This window comes from Ningiella ruwaisensis (assembly GCF_004798935.1).
In the GTDB taxonomy this organism is placed as follows: Bacteria; Pseudomonadota; Gammaproteobacteria; order Enterobacterales; family Alteromonadaceae; genus Glaciecola; species Glaciecola ruwaisensis.
Window position 1 is genome coordinate 210,793 of record NZ_RAHT01000002.1, and the last position, 23,021, is coordinate 233,813.

Sequence of the window (23,021 nt, forward strand, 5' to 3'; positions counted from 1 at the left end):
GCTATTCATCTACCACGGTTATATTTACACCAATGGATGAAAGCTTTTTCTGCAAGTTATTATAGCCACGCAAGGCCATTTCAACATTTTCTACTTCAGATGTACCACTTGCACACAATGCAGCCATAACAAGTGCCATGCTTCCGCGTAAGTCTGTTGAAACGACCTTGCCTGCAGAAAATACACCCGGCCCTCTCGTAGTAATTTTGCCTTTTTCTGCTTCGATAATATCCGTAGCGAGTAGCTTATTAAGCTCTTGCGCGTATGCAATCCGCTCAGGATATCGGTAATCAAAAATACGCGAGTCCCCGTCGGCAATAATGCCAAGCAAAGTATAAAAAGACTGCATATCTGAAATGATGCCCGGGTGCGCACCGCAGGCTAATTCAAAAGGCTGAACTCTTTCGTTAATTAAACAGTCTGGGCTGTAGTAGATACTATTAGAATTAGCCATAAAATCGATGCCCGCCTTTTTTAAGTGTAGTAGCGGTACTTCCATTGAATCAAAGGGCACATTGTTTATTATCAGCGTCCCTTTCGCCATTACCGCATATACTAGCCAGGTAAGCGCTTCAATTCGATCGTACATTACTGACTTAATTACGCCTTTAAGTCTTTGAGTAACGCCCATAACGGTAATATGACTATTGCCGGTTACGGTAATTTCAGCGCCCATCCGCTGTAAAAAGTCGATTAAATCTTCAATCTCTGGCGTAATGTAAGCATTTATAATTTCAGTCGTACCACTCGCCATCGATGCACAAATAAGCGCGTTCTCTGTACCACCTACAGTGGAAATCGGAAAGCGAATTTTTCCTCCCTTAAATTCATTAGCTTTTACACGGATGAAATTAGGCTCTTCTTTCACTACAGCCCCTAAAGCTTCCCATACCATGATGTGAAGATCGTATCCTCGACTGCCTATTTTACAGCCACCTGGGTAAGGAATGAGCGCTTCACCGCTACGCTTGATTTGGCCAGCAACAAGCAGGTAAGTTGTTCTTATTGGATAATCATAGTCATCTAACTCTTTACATTTGAGAGAAAGCGAATTAATGGTAAGCGATTCCTCGTTTTCATCCACCGTAATCTCGGCGCCTAAGTTTTTTAAAAAACGTATTTTATGTTTTGCGTCAACTAATTGTGTAGGGAAGTTTTTAAGCACAACTTCACCGTCTGAAATAATTGATGCTGCTAGCAGTCGAGTGGCAGAGTTTTTTGCTCCACTCACATTTATCTTTCCATGCGGAATTTGTCCACCTTCAATTATTGCTTTCATCAATTATCCTCAAGTTTGTGTTTTTTAGCGCTATTGGGGTAAATTGTCACAATGCCACGCTGTATAATTTTGCGCACTATTGTTACTCTGCAGATGTTTATTACAATTACAGCCAATACGCTATAGACTGTTTTCCTTTCACGGATGGCATAATTAGCTTGAACAAGCGCATCTGGCATATTGTCTCGTAGCATTGTTTCCACAGCTTGCCTTGCAAAATATTTTGCTAACAAAGGATCGGGCGAGCGATAAAACGCTGCATGAACATCATATTTTTCGACTAAATCTCCTTTACCCGAAAGTTTTTGTTCGTAACAGTCGCGTGCTAACGAAGCCAGGTATTTCTGCAGCATCGTTTTCTCAATGCTGGCAGCCACGCCATCAGTGACAAAAATGCCACGCTCATACAGTTTTTCCTGGATGATACGCATTTTTGTGTGGTCAATCATCCGTAACCAGAGATCTCTGTCTTGCGCGTACTTAAAATATTCTCGGTAACCACCAACCTTATCAAACAAAACCTTTCTGAACATTACTTCGCCCTGGCTGAATGGGTTGTCAAAAGCAAGTAAGTGGTCCTTTGTTACAACATGAGGTTTTGGCCTAGAGTTTCGTTTTCCGGCATATTTGCCGTCCATTACAACGTTATCAAACAAGCACGAAACTAAACCTACGTCGCTGTGTTTATCCAAAAATTCGGACTGTGTTTTTATACGAAGCGGCAAGGAAATATCTCCAGCGCCGTGAATCGCAATATATTCGCCTTTCGCAAGGCGAATCGCATGGTTCATTGCACCTACAAAACCTGTATTTTCTTGCCTTACAACAGTTAATCGTTCGTGCGATAGTTTTTGAAGCTCTACTTGCACGGCAGGATCTGGGCTGCCATCGTCTACCACAATTACCTCAAAATCATCAAACGCTTGATTTAGTAATGATCCTATCGAACTTTTTATTCGATCTGCTCGATTATACTGCGCCACACATATCGACACTTTCGTTGATTGGGTCATCTTTCACGCCCGCTTTGTTGGGACTGATAGCAAATCATAAAAAAGCAAATCAGATAAAGAAACATATCAACACTATTATGATTAATAATGATGTAGGCGATATAGTTTACTACGGTTTGCATCAGTACCATCATCAATAAAAAGGACGACAATTCAGAGTGATAGGGCGAGATATAAACACGAATGGCCTTGCTAATTTGATAGCCTAATATAAACAAAAGGATGCAGGTACCAATAATACCGCCATGCAGCATTATTTCTTTATAACCACTATGCGCGTTCCCAATAAAACCCCATCTTTCGATAAAGGGAACCGCGCCTTCACTTACCCAAAATGCACCGTAGCCATAGCCTAAGAGATATTCGTTATCGATCAGTGGGTCGATTAAACTCCAGATGATAGATCTGTTAGTCAATGAGGGATCTCTTCCTAATAGACCTAAAATATATTCGTAAGCTATATTCACGATGTATGAACCGATACATAGGACAACAATAAGGAGCACAAAGCGCAGTAAGTTGTTTTGTATGTTTTTACCTTTGAACATTTTGAATAAGATGATTAAACCGCTACCAAATACTGACATAACAACAGCGGTTGCAGATTGCGATGCCGCCACGGCAAATACAAGCAGCAGTAAACAAAAAATATCAAACTTAGTTTTGTAACGACCTAAACCAACAAACAGCAAAACGCCATAAGAATAGATTCTAGCCGCAGCATTTTTATCGTTAAATATTCCTCTGAATCCTGATGCTCTGTCTGTCAACCCGATTGAAATATTTGCACCAACAACAATTGAATAAACCAATCCCAATATCACAGTTAAAACGATCGCATTTGATAAAATTCTCAGTAGGCTAACAGGTTCAAATAATCGCACTAGTAATAAGCAAGTCACTACCATAGTGGACAATGCAACAACTCTTCGCAATGAAATTGCTGGAGCGTACGACCACTGCAGTGAAAGAATAAAATAGGTAATTAGAATCCAGATTGGCCAGCCAATCTTAATAAGATTTTTGATAGACAAACGTCTGCTTTTCCAGACGAGAATTCCACAAATGCCCAGAAGAGATAAACCCGTTATTTGATTAACGATGCTACCCGACTTAGAGCTTTCGATTCCACCGCCACCACCGGTAAGCAAGTTTTCGCCAAACCCAATGATAGAAAGATAAAATCCAAGAGAGAGAATTAACAATCCTTTGAAAATATCGTTTTCTGCAATTCTCATGACAAAATCAACTCTCTATAAACCTGCGCAGAATTGCTGGCTTCAAAACACTTCACTGCATCAATTTGCGCCTCTTTATTAAAATCTTTCTGATTTAGCGCATCCACCATCGCGCCTGCAAGTTTGTCCACATCTAAATAAGTAACTAAGTAGTCTAATTTGCCGTGATGAAGAATATCTCTGGCTCCGTGGGGGCAATCAAAGGCAACTACTTTTGTTCCTACCGCCATTGCTTCAACAATTGCATTGGGGCTTCCTTCAAACCGTGATGAGAGAACATACAAATCGCAATAATTCAGCTCTGCAATCACGTTTTCAGAATATCCCGGCAAACTAACATCGCTTTCTAGGTTTAATGACCTTATTTGCTCATTTAGTTTTTGACGAAGATCACCTTCCCCGAAAATAACTAATCGACACTCGATTTGCTTTCTTACTTTGTAAAATGCATCAAGAAGCATATCGAAGCCTTTTTGATAACTCAGCCGCCCGATAGCAACAATTACTGGCGCTTTTTTGTTTAGCAACCATGGATGCGATGCAGGCTCAAGTGCCAGTCGTTTTAATTCTTCTGTAATTACAGGATTTGGAGCAGTTATAACGTTCTTCTGTTTTACTACGGTTGTATCAACTAAGTCTTTTGCTACACCTTGCGAAACCGCAATGACTGGTTTTGGTAAAAAGCGATAAACAAATGGAGCAAGGCCATACGCTGTTTTCATCACAAAATTGCTGTTCACCTTTTTATCTAGCGAAAATGCATTCCTTTCACTTACGCTAAGCTTTTTAATCCAACCAAGAGAAAAAGCAACGACTGCTGTAATCACGTTTATATGGGTAAGCACAGCCAAGATGCCATCGGGGTTTATCGTTTTGAGTTGGCGTCTCAGTGGTCCAAAAGCTGAAAGTGTTCGCTTGCACTTAAGTTCAAATAGATTCACCTTATCTGAAAGATAGGGCTTGTTAACGCCGCCTTTAGATATGAGTATCATACTAACCTCGTCTCCATCGGTAGCCAATTGATTGGCCAGGCGCACCATCATTTTTTCAGCGCCACCCCCTCGCAAATCATGTAAAACTATCGTTATTTTAGCCATGAGCTGCACCAGACAAATGGTTTAAATAAAGACTTGCAGCATGATTATTTTCAAATTGGTTAACAAAGCTCTTTTCACAATGCAGCGTTCGCCATGATTCGGTAGTTAGGACGTTTGCAAATGCGGCAACATTCCCATTTTCAACAAGAATACCGTTTACCCCATCTTCAATAAGTTCTCGAGGGCCCGTCGGACAATCAAAACTTACAACTGGCGTGCCTATAAACATCGATTCAATAATTACCGTTGGCATCCCCTCGTGACGTGAAGAGAGAAGAAACGCTTGCGCGCCTTTGATAATGGCGTAAGGGTTGGGCGTAAAGCCATGAAATATGACCTTGTCTTGAATGTTAAGCGATTTTGCCAGCTTAGTAAGTTCTGGTTTGAGCTCACCGTCGCCCACAATAACTAAATTGGGCAAAGTTCCTTCCTTGCTCTTGGAAAGCGCTATCGCGTAAGACTCCAGCAGTAAATCAAAACCTTTTTGTTCTGTCAGTCTTCCTACAGCACAAAAATAAGAAGTTCCTATATAAGGATTGTCTTGTTCTTTATCTGCTAAACAATCGATTTCGGCATTAACCACCGCATTTGGGAGAAAATGAACACAAGATTTATTAATGAGCAAATGAGACCTGATTTCCTGTGCCAAAGACTCCGAAACTGCACCAATGCGCTTGTTTGTAAGGGCGTATAGGTTATAAAGCAATTTGATTTTTTTAGGCGATAGTTTTTGACCATCAACGTCAAATGCGCAGTGTCGCGTATAAATGACATTCAGCTTTGGGTAACGCAGTACACAGAGTGCAGCAAGAATATTTGCCGTTTCGGTGGCAGCTACAATACATGTTACGTTCTGCGACTTAATTGTGGAATAAAGATGCATTAACTTGTTCAAAAAACCTGTCTCTTGAGGAGGAGTGACTGCATTAAACGTCGATTTAAGCTTGTCAAACCCCTCGCGATGCGGCCCACTTGTCTTATATACATAAAATGTTGTCATTATTGACTGCGAACGCATAGCAGAAGCTAAATTTGTATTTACCTTCTGTATTCCGCCATTGTGGGAGTGCCACTTCTCTAAAAATAGAATATGTTGCACAAATTACCCTTTACTAAAATAGTGATGCTTAGCAGCACAGTAAATCGAATGTGGATTGGTTGTTAAATAGCGCCATAAAAGTTTACGAGGCTGAGTTGCGGCTCTATGAAGCCATTCCAGCCCGTATTTCTGCATCCATTCTGGCGCTCGCGAATAGTCACCGGTTATAAAATTATAGCACCCCCCGCATGAGATGATGACGGGAACTTTTAAACTGGATTTATAATGATGAATGAATTCTTGCTCTTTCGGTTTACCTAGGCCTACCCAAAGGACATCAGCACCACTTTGATTAATCTCTTTTATTACTTCGGTGACCTGTGTTTCGTCGAAATAGCCATCACGATATCCGCTAACTGCAAAGTTGGAATATTGTTCGCCCATTTTATTGCTGGCTTTCTTTATAACAGTTTCAGTTGCACCCAATAAGTAATGTTTATATGTCCCGTGCACCATTTTAGGGAAGTCATGAATAGTGTCTGTAGTGGCACTCCTTTCGGGAATTTGATGCTTTGAAAAATGTTTAGAAAAAAACACGACACTTTGACCGTCTGCATGCAGGATATCAGCTTGGTTAAGAATATTGCGCATTCCGCGATCAGAATTGGCAATTGATATACTGTGACCGTTAGTAGAATAGATGGTCATAGGCTTTTCGAAGTAATCAGAAGACGGATCTCGAAAATCGGTCACGCGCTGAGCCATCAACTCAACTAACTCTTTGCGCGTGATGCATGCTGTTTTCAGCCCCCCAACATTTGTGAAAACAACATCTTCTATTCTCATATAAGTGACTTCCTTTCAATTGATTGAGCAGTTTGCGCATTTAATTACGCAAATATAATACCACTATTGTGAGGGGGTAAAATTCAGCAACACCCTGAATACGATTGTATAACAAACTACCGCACAAAGTGGCTACACCACTTCTGTTTACAGCAAACATTATCCAACAAATAATTAAGGTTTAATGACATTTGTTCGATTACCTATATATCCAATTCCAATTTTGCTGTAAATCGTCGCCACACTAATGAAATTCTGTCGCATTTTGCCCACAGGTTTGTTCATCTTTTTACTGATGCTACAAACCACAGCGCTATCAGACATCAGCTTTTCCGACAAGCTATATCAGTCTGTTGAACGCCGCTACAATACAGATGCGGTAAAGCGTGTGCGCGATTGGCAACAGCTATTAGGCGATGCAAAGTCAGATCCTGTCGAAGATCAGCTTTACAAAGTAAACCAATTTTTTAATCAAATCCGCTTTGTTGACGATATAGAACATTGGGGAGAGAAGGATTATTGGGCAACCCCTGTTGAGTTTTTAGGAACCAATGGCGGAGACTGTGAAGATTTTACCATCGCAAAATATTTTTCTTTACGAGAATTGGGCATTCCGTCTGAAAAGTTGCGATTAATGTATGTAACCGCAACCCGTCCTCGGCAAGCGCACATGGTATTAGCTTATTACGAAACGCCCACTTCTATTCCTTTGGTGCTCGATAATATTAATAAACGTATATTACCCGCATCAAAACGAAGAGACCTTTTACCCGTTTACAGTTTTAACGGTGATGGCTTATGGCTTGCAAAATCACAAGGCCGTGGCAGACAAATGCAAGGCAAAAACAACAATGCTTTATGGCAAGAATTAAACAAAAGAATGCAACAGGGCTTTTAATGAGTAAACTTATGTTATATAAGACTTTAGAGTCAAGGAGGAGTTTGTAAAATGTCGTTATCAAAACAACTTGGGCTCGGGTTTTTCTTCGTATTGTTGATTGTATTTGTGGGTTCGTTATGGATGAATACCCAAAATACCCGTGCATTTTTGCAACAGCAATTATCGTCTCATGCACAAGACACAGCAACATCCCTTGGTTTATCCATTACCCCCTATGTTGGCAATGAAGAAGATTTGCCCGTAATCGAAACCATGATTAATGCGATTTTTGATCGCGGCGATTATCAGGCTATTACGCTGCGCGATATTAACAACCAGGTCTTAATCGAAAAAAAGCGCAGCACCAACACTAAAGAAATCCCTGCCTGGTTTGTTGATTTATTTCCCATAAACGCCCCTAGCGCAAGCACCGAACTTAACGATGGCTGGGCAATGCAAGGTTCGCTTAATGTTGTGAGCAACCCTGTGCCGGGCTATCAGCAGCTTTGGACGGTTGCAGTGCAATCGTTCATCGTAACGGTAAGTGCATTTATTATTGCGCTTATTTTTGTTTGGTTTTTGGTAAAGCGCGTTATATCACAACCTATCAACCGTGTGGTGCAGCAGGCCAAAGCCATCAGCAAAAAACAGTTTGAACAAATAGACGAAATTCCAAGCACCACCGAACTTCGTACCTTTGTCCAGTCAATCAACACGATGTCTGAAAAGCTTTTCCTTATGTTCAAAAAGCTTACTAATCAGTCGGAAGAATACAGACGCTTTGCCTATGCAGATTTAGTCACCGGTGTGGGCAACCGCCGTGCATTTGAGCTGGCGATAAACCAGCTTTTGTCGAATCGAAACGAAAGCACTGAGGGCTATTTGTTTTTAATTCGCGCTGCCAGTCTGAAAACGATTCACAATGAGCACGGAGGACAAGCGGGCGATAACTACCTCAAGTCAGTTTGTCAGGCAGTAAAAGACGCCGCAGCGGCTGAGTATGAACACTTTTCTATTTTCAGGCTTAACGGAAGTGATTTTGCGCTTATTATCGAGAATATTCGCCCTGCGCACGCTAAAGCAATGGGCCGCTTACTATCTATTTACACAAAACGCATTGAAAAATCGGAACACACCGACGGTGTTGCGTTTATTGGCGCCTCACAGTTCAATGTAGAGCTTAATTACAAAGAATTGATGCAACGTGTCGACTCTGCGCTTATTAGCGCCGAACAATCGGAGCAACGCTGGCAACTGGCAAGCGAGGGTGAACTTGCCCATTCAAACGAAGAATGGCGCAGCACGCTGGAACAAGTTATTGAGGTGGGCAAAGCGGATTTTGTATCGCAGGCAATTATCAGTAAAACAGGCAACACCTTATATTCCGAATGGTTTGCTCGCCTGACCGATAAAAAAACGCAGGAATCACTGCCAATGTCGCAGATTGTTCCGGCATCTATGCGCTTAGACTATGCCATTGCGCTCGATAAGCTGATTGTTCAGAATATGTTTGTAAGTGCCTCACAAATGGGACAAAAGGTTGGTTTAAACCTTAACCGCATCTCTATTTTCGATAAGCACTTTATAAAATGGTTTATCGATAAATTAGACGTTTATCGGTCCACCTGCCCCTTAATTGTGCTTGAGATCCCTGAGCGCGCGCTCGTGCACGATATCGATTCGCTTGCAGAATTTGCGAAAACAGTAAAGTCTTACGGCATAGATATCTGTGTTGAACACTTTGGTGCTCAGCTAGCGGGAATCACCCATTTACGCAAGCTAATGCCCGATTACCTGAAAATAGACGGTCGGTTTATCAGAGATATCAACGCTCACGTTGATAATCAATTGTTCGTTAAGTCGCTTATTAACATTGCGCACGGTCTGGATATTCGCGTACTGGCAGAAATGGTCGAAAACGATAAAGAACTCGGTTGGCTTATGGATGCGGGTATAGATGGCGTGCAGGGGTATTTGGTTGCTCAGCCTAAAGAGATTAAGGTTGTGACAACAAATTAATGTAATACTTTATTGATTAAGTATTGAACAGGACGTAAAATTAGCATTGTGAGTAAGTCTGCAGTCTACTCAAATTTATAAAGGATTAATTATGAAACTTGCCTCAATTGCAAAAACGCTTGTTGCGCTAACTGTGTTGGTATCGTCATCTTTATTTGCGCAAATTAACGAAACAGAAAATTTATTCGGTGACGGCGACCAACCGGGTAAGCGACTTCACAGCATTATTGTGCAAAATTATACTGCAGGTGACGATCCTGCCACGGCTATCAATAAAGCAATTGAATTTTCTTTAGAAGAAGATGCAACGATTTTAGGTGGTGAAGGTAAAAGCGTTGTAGCCTTTGATATGCCCCACGCTTCTCAGTTTTTTGTGCATATGACCGAGCACAACAGTCTGATAGAAACGATGAAGCGTTTAGTTGAAGGCTCACCGGAAAAAGCCGTTCATTCTATTACCTTAGGCGTAGTATTGTATCCAAATCACGCTCAGGAAATTTATGATGGCGCAGCACTAGCTGGCGTTCTGGCACCAGACGATATCACAGTCGCTATGTTGCAAGCCGGCGCAGACCCAACGCAGTTTTCTGATGCAACTGCAGCAGGTGCAACTGCTGGTGGTCCGGTCACAGCAACCGTTACGCCTATTGGCGCGGGAATTGGCGCAGGCGGCACAGGCGGTGGCGACACCACTGCGTCCACTAACTAAGCAAGACCTTATCCTAAGGAGCCCCTTTATTATAGGGGCTTTTTTGTGAAAAACGTTTCAAAACAATAAGAATGTATCTGTGACAAGCTACGCAACAAACACACAACAAGTAAATAATGGGCCGTTTTACTTTTTTTTAGCCATTCTCTTTTTGCTACCCATACCGCTTGGTGCAAATCGACCGTGGGCCTGGAGCTTTTTTGAAGTCGCAATTTTTGGTTTAACGCTTTTTGTTGCCTTTCGAAATCGTGCTAAAAAAGATCTTGGCTTGGTAAAATATTCAAGCATGCTCGTTCTTTGGATTTGCTTTATTGTTTTTGCCTGCATTCAAATTATTCCGCTTCCTAAAATACTGGTAGAGCTTCTCTCTCCCAGCTCGGCTAGCCTTTACTCCATGGCAAACGCATCTAGCTTTTACTTAAGCGTAGATCATGGTCAAAGCATGATTAACTTCATTAAACTGTTGAGTTTGTTTTGTTTAATGCTGCTCACCATGAAGCTTATGGACAGTGAAGAGCGTATTCGTTTGTTGTTTTTGACGATGCTGGCCAGTGGCACTTTTCAGGCGATTTATGGCTCGCTGGAGCTGCTACTTGGAGCGCAAAGCAGTTTGGTTTTTGGTCTTGATGTAAGTGAGTCAGCCACCGGCAGTTTTGTCTACAAAAACCATTTTGCCAACTTTTTGGTGCTGTGTTTGAGCGCGGGTGTTGGGCTAATTGTGACCTCCCTTGAAAAAGACAAATTCAAAAGCCCAAAAGACCGACTGCGCTCGCTCGCCAGCACGCTTTTAGGCAGTAAAACAATCGTCCGAATATGTTTGGCTATCATGGTAATTGGCTTGGTGATGTCGCGCTCAAGAATGGGCAATACGGCCTTTTTTGCATCGGTGGCGATCATTGGTTTGTTAGCGCTCTTTTTAATTCGAAACCGAAGTAATGGCTTGTTTGTGTTTGTAGTAAGCATGTTCATTATCGATCTATTGATTGTTAGCGCTTATTTTGGCCTGGCGAGGGTAAAAGAGCGTTTGGAGCAAACGAGCCTTGATTCAGAAACACGCGACGAAGTGATTTTAGATGCCTTCCCGATCATCTCTGATTTTCCGCTATTTGGCAGTGGCGGCGGCAGTTTTTATAGTACTTTCCCTGGCTATCAAAATCTCGATGTTTTTTTATTCTACGACCATGCGCACAACGAGTACCTGCAATTTACCATTGAATATGGACTGATTGGCGTATTTATTTTGCTTACGATATTGCTGTTTGCTTTTTATAAGTCTTTGCGCGCTATGTATACGCGTAGGAATTCGATTTTAAAAGGGACTGGCTTTGCTTGTGCCATGGCAATTTTGGCAATGTGTATTCATATGACGGTCGATTTTCCACTTCAGGCCTACGCAAACGCGTGTTACTTTGTGGTATTTATTGCTCTTGCAACGGTAGCAAGTAGCGTCAAGCTAAAAGGGATAAAGCCAAAAAAACGCATCGACGCATTGGGCGATGATTTTCATCTTCAATCTTCATCGCATTTTAGCAGTATCATATAAACTTTCTCATCAAGCGGACGAGACCAGTTACACACCGTTTCGTGCGCTTGAGCATTCTTGATGATTTCTCTTGCTCGCGTTCGGCTTTGTGTATTTTCCATTGCTTTTATCAGACGTTCTTGCACTTGTTCGCGAATTTGTATGTAGAAGGGATGATTCGCGTTGTAGAGCGCCAGGCCAAGCTCTAAAAACAGAATATGTACTTCAGGTGTTTGCTTTCCAAAGCGATCCGCATTGTTTAAAAAGCCCAACAACTCGTCGTCAAATTCTTGCATACGCCATTTTATCAGGGCGAGAGACGCCCAAGTGACAGGCCAGGCTGGCCTTAGCTCTGTAGCTCGCAGATAATGTGATTTAGCCGCTTTTAGCTGAGATTCATCTGAATAGCCTGCTACGACTCCCCACTCCTCAATCTGTCCTGCTAAATCAGCGTAAAGCGGATGAGAGTGATGTTTAGCCTGCGCCGCTTCTATGGCGCGCTTTGCCCGTAAAAAGTCCTCTTCGGTTTGTACGCTGCCTGTTTGCTGCCAACGCGAAATTTCATTACGAACGACGTAATAATCAAGACTTGCCATACCAAACTTGAATGCGTTCCAAACGCCTACTACACAAAGCAGCATCACGAATAAGACTAAACGCCTTTTGCCAGAGAACTCAACTTTCAGACGCTTTTTTAATTGGACAAGATCCATTTTGTATTTCCGTTATTTACTGCCACATTCTATAACTATTCGCTATTTAAGCGCTCATTTCAGCCCTTTTATTGCCAAAGGGTGTCGCGTGTAATGTGTAAAGGCGTAGTCACGAATAGGTCTGTGGCACGATGCTCACTATGCTTTTCGGCAATGATTTTGTAGGCTTGTGCCATTTCATTCGGCCGCTTATTTAGATTATGCATATCTGAGGCTACGTAAGCTATTAAATTTTCTTCCAGCATCTGCCAGGCCAAATGCTCGACTTGCTCGCCAAAAGTGCCTGTAAATGCACCGGCAGTGGCTTGAAAAACCACTCCCATGCGCTTTAGCCAGAGCGCTTTATCAGGCTGTGCGAGTATATCCCGGTTTCGTTCAGGATGAGGAATGATTGGCTGAACATTTTGTTGTAACAACCAATGAATAAGACGTTCAATTCCAGTAGGAACATGGCTATGCGGCATTTCCAAAAGAAGCGCCTTTTTATCCTTCCATTGCCCTAAATAGCAAAGCGCGCCACTTTGATGCCATTGAGTGATTTCAATGCATGTGCGCACTTCTGATGCATAACTTAGTTTAAGATTGACGTTTTGCGCCTGTAAACACTCTAGCGTGTCGTTGAAGGCGTTTGCAATGATTTCCCTGGAATTATCAAAGCGTCCCACATGCACATGAGGCGTACAAACCATGTGAGTAACCCCCTGCTCTACTGCTTGTTTTGCAAGAAGAAGGGTATCATCTAAGTGTCTGGCGCCATCATCGATGGCGGGTAGTATATGGCTGTGTAAGTCTATCAACTTGTTTTTTCATTGCTCGCCGCTTGATAGCTATTGTAACCATATTGATCGTAGAAGCCAGAGTATTCACCCGTGCGTTTTGCTTTTCTCAAGTCAACCTGGTTAAGCACAATACCGTCTATCCTGTGTCCAATTTCTACAAATCGCGACAATCCATTATTTATCATTTTGTCGCTCGTGCTATCTGCACGCACCACATAAATGAGAGAATCACAATGCTTTGACACCACAATCGCATCGCTCACAGCTTGTGTAGGCGCACTATCAACAACAATATATTCATAGTCTTCACGGAGCTTTCTCATAAGCTTTGCGAATCTGTCTGATGCCAACAGCTCCTGCGGATTAGGTGGAAGTGTACCTGCACATAAAATATCGATATGCGATTGGTCATCATGCACAATACACTCGTCAAGTGCGTGAGAGCCTGAAATCACGTTTGCCAAGCCTGGCTGAAAGCCTGGTAAAGAAAATAAGCGGCCAATTGTAGGTTTGCGCAAATCGGTTTCAAGCAAGAGGACTTTACTTAGTTGGCCAATGGCAAAAGACAAATTCACCGAAACTGTGCTTTTTCCTTCTTTCGGTACGCTTGAAGTAACCAGCATAACTTGAGACGGCTTATCAATATTCAATAATTGCAAGCTGGTTCTCAGCGTTCGCACCGACTCGCTGAACATATGATGTTTTGGGTCAAAGAAGTGCCGTAAGGCAAGATTCTCTTTTTTGCTATGCGGTTGCCATGGAATAAGCCCAAGCATCCGCTGAGACAACTTTCTTTCTACGTCTTCAACCGACCGAATTCCGCTATTTAGCGCTTCAAGAGAAAGAGCCAGAAATACGCCAAAGCCTGTACTTAACACAAAGGCTGCGGCAACAATAAGGCCTTTTTTGGGTTTTGAAGGCGCACTAGGTGGCTTGGCCTCATCCAGTATTCGTGCGTGTGCAGACTCAAACCCGCCAAGCTGGTCGGTTTCTTTTAAACGCGTAAAAAATGAATCGTAAAGCTGCTGATTAATATCCACATCTCGCTGCAGGGCACGACGCGTACTTTCCAGATTAGAAAGCTTTCTGAATTCAGATTTGGCTTGCTCGACTTCACGCTCTAATGCAGCCACTTTAGCCTGCGTGGTTCTGTATTCGTTAGTAATACCGGAAACCAGGCTTCTTACCTGATCTCTTAAACTTTGCCGTATTGAAGCAAGTTCAGCATTGGCTGCAATCATTACCGGGTGCTTGGGCCCATATACTTCTCGAAGTTCAGACACCTTGCTCTGTGCCACTATCTCTTCTCTTTTAACCGATTGAACAGAGGGGTGATTAAGCACCTCAGGCACACTGGTAAGCTCATCAATTGATAAGCCCTGTTGATTCACTTGCTGGAAAATGGCTTGATTACGCTGAAGTGCCACCTGCGCTTCAATTAACTGATCACTTAATTGTGAAAGCTCTTCTGATGCAAGCCCCACTACGCCATCAATATCTACCAATTGTTCGCGCTCGTAAAAATCGGCAAGCGCCGCTTCGGCGGTGTTTAATTTGGTCTGCAAACCTTGCAAACTTTCATTTAGCCATGAGGTCGCTTTTTCCGTCATTTCAAGTTTGGCCTCAAGGTAACTTTCGATATAGACATCGGCCAAAGTGTTTGCAATGTTGGCGCTTAATCCCGGGCTAGGCGTTTCTACCATTACCTCAACCACTTGTGTATTTTTGACAGGCACAACGGTTGTGCTTTGCAGAAGCTGATTGACCGCATAGCCTTTTTTGGAAGCGAGTATCTCTTCTTCAGTACGAATGACTTCAGGTTCTTGGGGTAAAAAAGGCAGCGCACCTTTTATGCTTTCTTTAGCACCATCCATAAAGGCCGAAATACCGCTTTTTTCAGCTTCGGCTACGTCTCTATCAAAAAAAGGATTGTCTTGCAGTTGCATGCGCTCAACTACTTTTTCTGCAATTTGCCGTGAGCGCAGAATTTGGTATTGCGTTTCAAAGTATTCTTTTCGACTTGAATCGAGTCCGTACACTTCTTCAATGGAAAGCACATTGGTTTGCTCGGCTTCAATCAATATGGATACTTTTGCTGTGTATTGCGGGGTTAAAGACAAAACAATGAGCGCAACTAAAAGCGTCAGAAAAAACGCCAAACCGAGAATTCTCCAGATATAGCGCTTTATCGTTTTGATGTACTGGCCAAAATCGATGATGTCTGAATCAAACAATTTTGCTTCAATTTGTTCTTGGCTCGATTTTGCCATCTACTTCAATATTCCATTAGTTGTAAGTGTACAGGTAATGAGATACCTAACCTTGGTATCGGGCTTTTAACAATCAGAAAAAGCGCTGCTGAACGGTAATAATATCACCGGGCATAACAATTTCGCTAGTCGCCATTTCAATGGTTTGCTCATTACCTCCAATACTGCGTCGCACTTCAACGACACTTTTTGATGCCCGCTCTGTATAACCACCCGCTAGCGCGGCTGCTTTTTCAATGGTTAAACCTGGCTGAAAAGGATATCCGCCAGGTTTTCGAACTTCACCAGAGATAAAAAACGGTCGATATTCCAATACGGTAACAGAAACAGACGGGTCTACCAAATAGTCTCCACGTAAACCTTCGTCTATGAGCAATTCAACCTGGTTAACCGTTTTACCAACTAACTGAATGTCGCCCAAAAAGGGATAGCGAATAATACCGATATTAGACAAGCGGGTTTCAACGGTGAGGTCATCCTGTCCAAAAACCGTGATACGCACCATATCACCAGAGCCCAAGGTGTACTCGCTCTCCTGGTCTTGTGCGTAGGCATTAACATTGAGCTGCAAAAAAGACAACAGCGCTACAAGCGCAAGCACTTTGTAAACGACATTCCATACTTTCATAATTAACTACTTACCACGTTTATAAGATTACAAAGTAATGAGTGCGTTTATAATAAATTGGTTCCGTCCGAAGTCGATACTTTCCCGATTACTTTCGCGTTCATCATACACATAACCCACTTCAAAGTTAATGTGACGTCTGAATTGATAATACAAAGAAGCCTGGAAGCGGCGATTGTCGTCGGAGCGTATTGTCAAATCATCAATCAACTGACCTTCGTAGCGGTCGTTACCTACTGATACACTTACGCGTGAACGTAAACGCTCTAGCCATTCATGACGCCAAATAGCGCTAAATGTTTCACCGCGGATAAAGTTTCCTTCGCCGTTTGTTTCGTTTGTATCAGAGCGCGTAATTAATTCTAAACTGGAGTATTCCACTGGCTCCCACAACACGCCCAATTCCCAGTCAACCCCATAAAAATCTTGACGTAAAGGAGATTCAAAGTCTTTTTCCTGATAACCGATTTTTGCGCGCCCGGAAGTTTGCGCTGTTGCTTCCCATACCACACCGACCAAATACGAAATCTGGTTACTATCAAGTTTATTAAGTGGGTCTAGCGCAAACTTGTAATCTACGCTGGTAAAGTCGACTTCAAATACGGCGTCTGTAGCAGCGCCGATGCGATAGAAAAACGTTGCCGCTGCACTGGCGAAGCGCCTGTCTCTTGCAAGATACACTGGTGTATTAATATCGTAATCCAGGTCAGTCAAATCAAGATTTATGTCAATTCGTCCGTCAGCATTAAAAGCACCATACGAATATAACAGGTCAAACTCGCTTTGCTTGTATTGATCCGGCTCTGTTAGCTGAGCACCGGTACCGATTGAAAAGTTACTACCACGCGCGTCATGACCATCTTCAAAATTATAGGTAGCGATTAATCGATTTCTGGAATTAAACTCCATGTCTGACTGAGCCAGGAAAAAATGATCAGTGTAATCGTCTTCAGAGCTACTGAAAAAATCTTCATTTCGTAATCTGTACGCCAAAGTAACCTGACTTGCACCAAGAGCGCTCTCCATGCTCACTTGTGGTGAAACGATTCTCGACCAGCTTGATATTTCATCCGAATCAGCGCGCGTGATGTTATCGTCGTATCTCAATCCTAAATCGAGGGTCGGTGTCAAATCAAAGCTTCCGAACTCTATCGATGCAGCGTCCTCAAACTGTTGGGCTAAGGCGCTTCCCGACAAGCTCAAAGCAATTGATAAACTTACAATAGCGAGGGTTTTCATAGATGTCCTTTTTAAATTGTTCTTCAATGATGTTGCAAATGCGTCGCGGCGAGTTGCTGTTCAGTAACAGGCTATTTCGTAAAAACACAAGCAATAGAAGCAAAACGCACTATATCTATGCAAACACTACGCCTATTGCTCATATTTTAATCTATCTTTTGTTCTATCTTTTCTAATATTGTCTGAATACATGCCAAAACTCTCTATATACGCGAGAAAGTACTTATGTTAGTTACGGCAAGAAAATCAGGACAATTAAGACTTTTTGTTTTTTGCTAGTTTATCGAGCTTTGCTTTCAATGTACACATTATGTTGCGTTGTGTTTTAAATCAGTGTATTCAGAGAGATGATGGTCAATTATTGTTGCAAATTGGATACAGTAAAACCTGCTAAAACGACCCTTTTACTTTAATTTGTGACAATTTAGTGAATTTTTGCAATTAAGTTCACGCAAAGCTTGCTTTTATTGGCCTGTTGGCAGCACACTATTAACGAAATATCAGGTTTGCTGTACTCTTATTAGTCAGATATTTGGACGCGATGCCAAACTTTTGTCGTAGTTGACCTAAATTTATGCAAAATTTTTTATGAAAACCTTGCTAAGCGGCATAGTGAATGCATGTCCGTATTTACAAAAGCGCATCATGCCTGATGCGTGCAGTTGAAGGTCTGAATAATATTTATATTTCTACAAACCCTATTTTCTAACAAGGATGCGAATCAGTGAGTAAACAATCAGTCAACAAAGGCTCTAGAGGCGGAATTATTCAATCGAATAAAAGCAGTTTCTCTACGCTTTATCGTTTGATTGATCTTGTAATTCTTACCGTTTTTTATCTCACTGCTTTGGTGTACGACAATGTAGAAATTTCTGCAGTTACTGCAATCGCGCTTTTAGTAGGAATAATCACTTTTAATATTTGTGCAGAAGGGATCGACCTCTACCGCTCATGGCGGACTGAGTCTTCCACTACCATGCTAAAGGTTACAGCTGTAACCTGGTTAGTTACCTGTATTGTGTTGATCATCTTTGGCTATTTCTTCCCTATGGCGCTAAACGTGCCTGACAGAACCTTGTTGTTGTGGCTAGCAGTTGGCTTTCCCGCTTTAACTTCATGGAGAATGATATTTAGGGAATTACTCTTTTACGTTCGCAAACAAGGTCGCAATTCGCGAACAGCTGCCGTTATTGGTGCAACCGCACAGGGATACAATCTGGCACTTCAAATCATTGATAATGAGCACTTGGGTATAAAACTGCAAGGTTTATACGACGATCGCGCTTTAACCCGTTTGCCGCATGAGTTTCAAAATCAGGTAGCAGGCAATATAAACGATGCACTGCAAGCTGCCAGAGAAGGTAAAGTCGATTATATTTACGTTGCCATGCCCATGAGCGCCGAAAACCGCATTATGGAAATACTGAATCAATGTAGCGATACAACCTGTAATGTTTACATTATCCCCAATTTCTTTATTTACAACTTATTGAACGCACGTTGGCAGTCTGTTGGTTCGGTACAAACTTTGAGCGTGTTTGACACGCCATTTCAAGGCGCAAATAACGTGCTTAAACGCATTGAAGATATCGTATTTGGGTCATTGATATTATCGCTCATTACTATCCCCATGTTTTTCATTGCTCTTGGGATTAAATTTACGTCTCCTGGCCCCATCATATTTAAACAGGACCGCTATGGTCTGGATGGTAAAAAGATCAAAGTCTACAAGTTTCGCACCATGACAGTGCAAGACAATGGTCACGAAGTAAAACAGGCCACAAAAGATGATAATCGAATTACGCCTTTTGGTGCATTTTTAAGGCGTACATCGCTTGATGAGCTACCACAGTTTATCAATGTGCTGCAGGGCAGAATGTCAATTGTCGGCCCTCGCCCTCATGCTGTTGCGCACAATGAGCAGTACCGTAAGTTGATTGAAGGCTATATGCTTCGTCATAAAGTCAAACCTGGAATTACCGGCTGGGCGCAAATAAATGGCTTTAGGGGCGAAACCGAAACCGTGAACAAAATGGTGAAGCGTGTAGAGTACGATTTGGAATACATTCATCGCTGGTCGGTTTGGCTTGACGTAAAAATTATCATTGCTACCGTGTTCAAAGGTTTTGTAAATAAAAACGCGTATTAAAGCGTGTTTGGGCCGCTTGCAAGGACGCAATATACATTAAGGGTTAAATTTGCTCGAACTGATTTGCAGCAAATATCTGCTCGCCCTGAACTCATCAAGACTCTGACAAGTACAAACAAGCATTCGTGATTTAGGTAACCTAGTCTTTTTTATGCAGTCGATTCCGCTTGTATTTCATCCTATCTATAGCCAGCTTGATTTGCCCGAACGACATCGCTTCCCCATTGAAAAATATCAGGGCATAAAAGATCGCTTACGCCAGCTAGGGGTGCCTGAAGAGCAGTTTATTGAGCCAGAAGCTTTAGATTTAGCGAAAGTAAAGACCGTTTACGATCCTAATTATATCGAAGCACTCGCTACCGGAACGCTCGACCCTAAAGCAATGCGTCGTATTGGCTTTCCCTGGTCTGAACAACTGGTAAAACGTACCTTTACGGCTGCGGCAGGCACGGTACTCACTGCAGAGCTTGCCTTAAAACATGGCAAAGCACTTAATCTCACTGGCGGCTATCATCACGCTTTTTCTAATTTTGGCTCCGGGTTTTGTATGGTCAATGATTTGTATTTGGCCGCTCTTGCCATGCTTAATCATGAGCATATAGACAAAGTATTAGTATTTGACTGCGACGTGCATCAGGGAGATGGCACCGCAAAGTTGGCTGAAAATAACCCTCACGTATATACCGTGTCTATTCACGGAGAGAAAAACTTTCCTTATCGAAAACAGTATTCGGATTTAGACTTTCCGCTTGTAAAAGGAACGTCGGACGCATTGTTTTTAGCAACCGTGCAAGAGGCCTTGTCAATGGCAATTACCTACGCACAGCCCGATGCGGTAATTTACGATGCGGGTGTAGATGTGCATATTAACGACGATCTGGGGCATTTGGACATCAGCACAGACGGCGTCTATGCGCGTGACAAGTTTGTTTTTGACACATGCGAGAGACTCAATTTGCCCATCGCTGCGGTTATAGGCGGTGGGTACCAAAGAGATATTGATGCCTTGGTTGATGTGCATTTGCAATTATTCAGAGCAGCAGGCGTGGTCGCTTAACGTTTCCAAAGTCGCTTTATGTTATCTGATTAATCTAATCAAATTGATTGCATACTGATTTTTCATCCAGTACAATCTGTACAAATTATCAGTATAAGAGATTAAAAATGACGCTTGCGGCAACACATGGACTTATTGAGCAAAGACTAGCAGAGCTTTCACTATCTCAGCGCGAACGTTTAGCCTTTATTGATTTTAATTTACAGTTTTTTGGAAAAGTGTCGAGAAGCGATATCATCCAACGTTTCAAGACCGGACTTGCCGCCAGCACGAGAGATTTTGCAGCATATCGTGATCTAGCGCCCGACAATCTCACACTTGATCATTCGACCAAACAATATTATCGCACTTCCCACTTCAAACCTTTGTTTTCGTTCTCGGCAGACACCATTTTGCAATCGGTAAGCAAAGGCTTTAGTGATGGCATTACCAGCGATACACAGCCTTCGGAACACTGTTTTGAAGCGGTTCAGCTTATCCACCCGGAATTGGACATTATCGCCACATTGATGCGCGCCATTCATAATCAGCAAGCTTGCATGGTGCGATATGTTTCGGTCAGCTCCGGAGAAAGCCAGAGAAGAATTGTGCCACATGCCATTATCAACAATGGTCATCGTTGGCATGTACGCGCCTTTGACGGCAAAAGCCAATCCTTTAGAGATTTTGTGTGCACGCGATTTACTGAGGTACAGGAGCTCGGAGATGTAAGTGATAAAAGCGAATTGGCGGATGCCGATACGCAATTTAATAGCATGGTTGAGCTTATTCTCGTGCCCCATCCAGGTATAAAGAATGCAAAAGCCATTGAAATGGATTATGCCATGCAGGATGGTCGCAAAAAAATGCGGGTTCGAGCGGCACTGGCTGCGTATATTCTAAGGCAGTGGCAAGTCGATTGCTCGCAAGATGCCCGGATAATTAATCAAGGTTGTCAATTAGCATTGAAAAACTTAAGCGTGCTTGAAAACATAGAAAACCCGCAGTTAGTTCCAGGGTATGTAAATCGTGTTAATTTTTTGCAAAATTAATGAACCTGACACCCAAGCGTTGGTCTCAAATGTTGGTTTCTTACAGCAAAAATCAGCATCTATTGCGTGAATCAAGGGAAGAACAATGAGTGAAAATGCAGAGCATCACCTAAACAACATTCAGAGCCAGACTCAAAAATTTAACGAAGCACTTGTTAAAATGACGGTTTTGCTCTACCAAATTGATGGCAAAATCACCTTAACAGAGCAAGACTACTTTGAAGAACTTACGAATAAGTTAAAGTGGACATCTGGGACGGTTTTACCTGCATTTCTTAGCCAGGCAATTCATGAAGCCCGAGAAGCGATAGCGCAAGGTCAGGAGCGTGAGTATCTTCGCAACCTCGGCGACGACCTGAACATTGACCCGGCAAGAGCCTTTGAAGTCGCCATGGATATTACCGCGGTAGATGGCAAGCGAAGCGACGAAGAACTTGAATTACTTTCTTTATTGTCAAATCGCGTGCTTGCCAGAGGCCTTGTTGCCTAAGATGCACAAGCTTAATAGAAATAACTAAGCGCGGTGGGCGGTGTTTATTTTCAACTCTGACATACTGAGCCTTTTAGTGTGCTATGACTGTTCTGCTTTAGATTGCCTTTCGTTAAAATAGTAGTTCTCAATTAGTCTAATCTAACCTGAGAACTGCCTCTTGGCTTTTGCACTTGAAAAATCCGCTCGTATTTTTTACAAACAATGTAGGAAGCAATCGAACCTATTACGCCCGGCGCGACCCAAAACACAATTTGCCATTCGCCCAAGTCAGTAAATAAAGTACGCCCTCCAAAGGCCAAAAACGCAGTATATGCCCCAATCCCAGAGCCAATCATGCCTCCAATATGCTCAAGCACCCATTGATTTTTAGCTACTTCTTTTCGCAGGCTATACCTAAGCATTGTACTGGCAACCGCGATCCCAAGTGCAGCGAATATGATATATAAAGCTGCCCCTCTCATCATTCCTGCTGCGAGCAAAATAAAGCCGCCAAAAAACAAAGCCCATATCGGCAGCAAATAATTTAATGTATTAAGCATTACTCTATCAGACTTAGCCTTTAATACCGCAATACCATGCCGGGTACTGGTGAAGCTTAAAATAGCCAAATAAAACAGAAAGCCAGCTAAAGACCGAGACTGTTCAACAAATTGTTCAGCATAAGGTTCAGATGCATGTTCAGGCCGAATGGTGAGAGGAAAGGCAAAGGTCATAGTTGCCATGATAGCTCCCGTTCCCGCCACCAAATACATGGTGATTTTATAAAAGCGGCCAAACTTGATGTGATTTAATTGACCTTTTCTCGTGAAAATGGGCACCCAAAAAAGCGCAAGGGCGGCCGTACCGAATAAGATGTGAAAGGCAAACATAACAGTATGTATCGTACTCATAGCATTCTCTCTTGTATCTCTTGTATAGAAACCTTGATGATGGAAGCGAATGCGCTTCTTCAACCAAGCTCATCATAGAAAATGCATTAATTGCTTATCAGTGCCAAAGGTCACTTAATTTAATATGACT

General features: G+C 42.4%; 20 protein-coding genes. 8 read left to right on the top strand and 12 right to left on the bottom strand.

The window, feature by feature from the left end:
• Position 1: 1 nt before the first annotated feature.
• From D6V41_RS04375 to D6V41_RS04400, 6 genes are read right to left on the bottom strand one after another with little or no spacing between them, the layout of a single operon-like run.
• Positions 2–1,279 carry a UDP-N-acetylglucosamine 1-carboxyvinyltransferase gene (locus D6V41_RS04375; RefSeq protein WP_136250262.1) on the bottom strand — a complete coding sequence of 426 codons (1,278 nt, stop codon included), beginning with the start codon at positions 1,277–1,279 and terminating at the stop codon, positions 2–4.
• A complete protein-coding gene (locus tag D6V41_RS04380; protein WP_136250263.1) occupies positions 1,279–2,292 on the bottom strand; it encodes a glycosyltransferase in 1,014 nt (337 codons plus the stop codon). Before D6V41_RS04380 ends, D6V41_RS04375 begins: the two co-directional genes overlap by 1 nt.
• Positions 2,289–3,530: an O-antigen ligase family protein gene (locus tag D6V41_RS04385; protein WP_136250264.1), complete on the bottom strand. Its 1,242-nt coding sequence runs from the start codon at positions 3,528–3,530 to the stop codon at positions 2,289–2,291. The genes D6V41_RS04380 and D6V41_RS04385 overlap by 4 nt, the downstream gene beginning before the upstream one ends.
• On the bottom strand, positions 3,527–4,627 hold the full coding sequence (locus tag D6V41_RS04390; protein WP_136250265.1) for a glycosyltransferase: 1,101 nt from the start codon (positions 4,625–4,627) through the stop codon (positions 3,527–3,529). The genes D6V41_RS04385 and D6V41_RS04390 overlap by 4 nt, the downstream gene beginning before the upstream one ends.
• Complete coding sequence (locus D6V41_RS04395; protein WP_136250266.1) at positions 4,620–5,726, bottom strand: glycosyltransferase; 1,107 nt, start codon at positions 5,724–5,726, stop codon at positions 4,620–4,622. The genes D6V41_RS04390 and D6V41_RS04395 overlap by 8 nt, the downstream gene beginning before the upstream one ends.
• A gap of 3 nt (positions 5,727–5,729) precedes the next feature.
• Positions 5,730–6,512 carry a WecB/TagA/CpsF family glycosyltransferase gene (locus D6V41_RS04400; RefSeq protein WP_136250267.1) on the bottom strand — a complete coding sequence of 261 codons (783 nt, stop codon included), beginning with the start codon at positions 6,510–6,512 and terminating at the stop codon, positions 5,730–5,732.
• A gap of 247 nt (positions 6,513–6,759) precedes the next feature.
• Between D6V41_RS04400 and D6V41_RS04405 the strand changes: the two genes are divergently transcribed.
• The 4 genes from D6V41_RS04405 to D6V41_RS04420 all read left to right on the top strand — a co-directional run bounded on the left by D6V41_RS04405 (position 6,760) and on the right by D6V41_RS04420 (position 11,663).
• Positions 6,760–7,410 carry a transglutaminase-like cysteine peptidase gene (locus D6V41_RS04405; RefSeq protein ID WP_136250268.1) on the top strand — a complete coding sequence of 217 codons (651 nt, stop codon included), beginning with the start codon at positions 6,760–6,762 and terminating at the stop codon, positions 7,408–7,410.
• 51 nt (positions 7,411–7,461) lie between these two features.
• Positions 7,462–9,411 (top strand): EAL domain-containing protein, encoded by a 1,950-nt coding sequence (locus D6V41_RS04410; protein ID WP_136250269.1) that lies wholly within the window; start codon positions 7,462–7,464, stop codon positions 9,409–9,411.
• 91 nt (positions 9,412–9,502) lie between these two features.
• Positions 9,503–10,120 (top strand): hypothetical protein, encoded by a 618-nt coding sequence (locus D6V41_RS04415; protein WP_136250270.1) that lies wholly within the window; start codon positions 9,503–9,505, stop codon positions 10,118–10,120.
• Between the two features lie 79 nt (positions 10,121–10,199).
• A complete protein-coding gene (locus D6V41_RS04420; protein ID WP_136250271.1) occupies positions 10,200–11,663 on the top strand; it encodes an O-antigen ligase family protein in 1,464 nt (487 codons plus the stop codon).
• Here the strand turns inward: D6V41_RS04420 and D6V41_RS04425 are convergent.
• From D6V41_RS04425 to D6V41_RS04445, 5 genes are all read right to left on the bottom strand, one after another.
• Positions 11,630–12,355 carry a VpsP family polysaccharide biosynthesis protein gene (locus D6V41_RS04425; RefSeq protein ID WP_136250272.1) on the bottom strand — a complete coding sequence of 242 codons (726 nt, stop codon included), beginning with the start codon at positions 12,353–12,355 and terminating at the stop codon, positions 11,630–11,632. The two genes, D6V41_RS04420 and D6V41_RS04425, sit on opposite strands and share 34 nt — an antisense overlap.
• Before the next feature lie 68 nt (positions 12,356–12,423).
• Positions 12,424–13,152, bottom strand: a complete 729-nt coding sequence (locus D6V41_RS04430; RefSeq protein ID WP_136250273.1) for a tyrosine-protein phosphatase — start codon at positions 13,150–13,152, stop codon at positions 12,424–12,426.
• Positions 13,149–15,404, bottom strand: coding sequence for a GumC family protein (locus tag D6V41_RS04435; RefSeq protein WP_136250274.1), 2,256 nt, complete (start codon positions 15,402–15,404; stop codon positions 13,149–13,151). Before D6V41_RS04435 ends, D6V41_RS04430 begins: the two co-directional genes overlap by 4 nt.
• A 73-nt stretch (positions 15,405–15,477) precedes the next feature.
• Positions 15,478–16,032, bottom strand: a complete 555-nt coding sequence (locus tag D6V41_RS04440) for a polysaccharide biosynthesis/export family protein (protein ID WP_136250275.1) — start codon at positions 16,030–16,032, stop codon at positions 15,478–15,480.
• Between the two features lie 27 nt (positions 16,033–16,059).
• Positions 16,060–17,271 (bottom strand): outer membrane beta-barrel protein, encoded by a 1,212-nt coding sequence (locus tag D6V41_RS04445; protein ID WP_136250276.1) that lies wholly within the window; start codon positions 17,269–17,271, stop codon positions 16,060–16,062.
• 724 nt (positions 17,272–17,995) lie between these two features.
• On the opposite strand from D6V41_RS04445, the gene D6V41_RS04450 reads away from it, so the two are divergent.
• The 4 genes from D6V41_RS04450 to D6V41_RS04465 all read left to right on the top strand — a co-directional run bounded on the left by D6V41_RS04450 (position 17,996) and on the right by D6V41_RS04465 (position 21,998).
• Complete coding sequence (locus D6V41_RS04450) at positions 17,996–19,420, top strand: undecaprenyl-phosphate glucose phosphotransferase (RefSeq protein ID WP_136250277.1); 1,425 nt, start codon at positions 17,996–17,998, stop codon at positions 19,418–19,420.
• Positions 19,421–19,571: 151 nt separating this feature from the next.
• On the top strand, positions 19,572–20,477 hold the full coding sequence (locus D6V41_RS04455) for a histone deacetylase family protein (RefSeq protein ID WP_136250278.1): 906 nt from the start codon (positions 19,572–19,574) through the stop codon (positions 20,475–20,477).
• A 107-nt stretch (positions 20,478–20,584) separates the two neighbouring features.
• Complete coding sequence (locus D6V41_RS04460; RefSeq protein ID WP_136250279.1) at positions 20,585–21,508, top strand: WYL domain-containing protein; 924 nt, start codon at positions 20,585–20,587, stop codon at positions 21,506–21,508.
• A gap of 85 nt (positions 21,509–21,593) precedes the next feature.
• A complete protein-coding gene (locus D6V41_RS04465; RefSeq protein ID WP_241664425.1) occupies positions 21,594–21,998 on the top strand; it encodes a TerB family tellurite resistance protein in 405 nt (134 codons plus the stop codon).
• Between the two features lie 131 nt (positions 21,999–22,129).
• Here the strand turns inward: D6V41_RS04465 and D6V41_RS04470 are convergent, their stop codons facing one another.
• On the bottom strand, positions 22,130–22,891 hold the full coding sequence (locus tag D6V41_RS04470; RefSeq protein ID WP_136250280.1) for a hypothetical protein: 762 nt from the start codon (positions 22,889–22,891) through the stop codon (positions 22,130–22,132).
• Positions 22,892–23,021: the final 130 nt, after the last annotated feature.

Coding starts and splice junctions, on each gene's coding strand:
- D6V41_RS04375 (WP_136250262.1), bottom strand. CDS start 1,279: ATGAAAGCAATAATTGAAGGTGGACAAATTCCGCATGGAAAGATAAAT.
- D6V41_RS04380 (WP_136250263.1), bottom strand. CDS start 2,292: ATGACCCAATCAACGAAAGTGTCGATATGTGTGGCGCAGTATAATCGA.
- D6V41_RS04385 (WP_136250264.1), bottom strand. CDS start 3,530: ATGAGAATTGCAGAAAACGATATTTTCAAAGGATTGTTAATTCTCTCT.
- D6V41_RS04390 (WP_136250265.1), bottom strand. CDS start 4,627: ATGGCTAAAATAACGATAGTTTTACATGATTTGCGAGGGGGTGGCGCT.
- D6V41_RS04400 (WP_136250267.1), bottom strand. CDS start 6,512: ATGAGAATAGAAGATGTTGTTTTCACAAATGTTGGGGGGCTGAAAACA.
- D6V41_RS04405 (WP_136250268.1), top strand. CDS start 6,760: ATGAAATTCTGTCGCATTTTGCCCACAGGTTTGTTCATCTTTTTACTG.
- D6V41_RS04410 (WP_136250269.1), top strand. CDS start 7,462: ATGTCGTTATCAAAACAACTTGGGCTCGGGTTTTTCTTCGTATTGTTG.
- D6V41_RS04415 (WP_136250270.1), top strand. CDS start 9,503: ATGAAACTTGCCTCAATTGCAAAAACGCTTGTTGCGCTAACTGTGTTG.
- D6V41_RS04425 (WP_136250272.1), bottom strand. CDS start 12,355: ATGGATCTTGTCCAATTAAAAAAGCGTCTGAAAGTTGAGTTCTCTGGC.
- D6V41_RS04435 (WP_136250274.1), bottom strand. CDS start 15,404: ATGGCAAAATCGAGCCAAGAACAAATTGAAGCAAAATTGTTTGATTCA.
- D6V41_RS04440 (WP_136250275.1), bottom strand. CDS start 16,032: ATGAAAGTATGGAATGTCGTTTACAAAGTGCTTGCGCTTGTAGCGCTG.
- D6V41_RS04445 (WP_136250276.1), bottom strand. CDS start 17,271: ATGAAAACCCTCGCTATTGTAAGTTTATCAATTGCTTTGAGCTTGTCG.
- D6V41_RS04455 (WP_136250278.1), top strand. CDS start 19,572: ATGCAGTCGATTCCGCTTGTATTTCATCCTATCTATAGCCAGCTTGAT.
- D6V41_RS04460 (WP_136250279.1), top strand. CDS start 20,585: ATGACGCTTGCGGCAACACATGGACTTATTGAGCAAAGACTAGCAGAG.
- D6V41_RS04465 (WP_241664425.1), top strand. CDS start 21,594: ATGAGTGAAAATGCAGAGCATCACCTAAACAACATTCAGAGCCAGACT.
- D6V41_RS04470 (WP_136250280.1), bottom strand. CDS start 22,891: ATGAGTACGATACATACTGTTATGTTTGCCTTTCACATCTTATTCGGT.